Below are 337 nucleotides of genomic sequence, written 5' to 3' on the forward strand. Positions count from 1 at the left end.
CAACCAGCCGGGCGTCGGCGCCGCCCCGAACGGCGTGCCGCTGATCGACATCGTCACCCCGAATGCGACCGGCCTGTCACATAACAAATACGACAATTTCAACGTCGGCACGCCGGGCCTCATCCTCAACAACTACAAGGGCGAGATCGGCAATTCCAATCTCGGCGGCGTCACGCCGGGCAATCCTAATCTGAATAATTCTAGCCCGGCATCGGTCATCCTCAACGAGGTGACCAGCGGCAATCGCTCGGCTTTGAACGGCCCGACCGAGGTGTTCGGCGGCCGGGCGGATGTCGTCATCGCCAATCCGAACGGCATCACCTGCGACGGCTGCGGC

At 62.6% G+C, this 337-nt stretch carries 1 protein-coding gene; it reads left to right on the plus strand.

The window, feature by feature from the left end; translation table 11 throughout:
* A partial coding sequence (locus AF337_RS12390; protein ID WP_152971026.1) for a two-partner secretion domain-containing protein occupies positions 1–337 on the plus strand: 337 nt, incomplete at both ends.

This window comes from Rhizobium ecuadorense (genome assembly GCF_001187535.1).
GTDB lineage: Bacteria > Pseudomonadota > Alphaproteobacteria > Rhizobiales > Rhizobiaceae > Rhizobium > Rhizobium ecuadorense.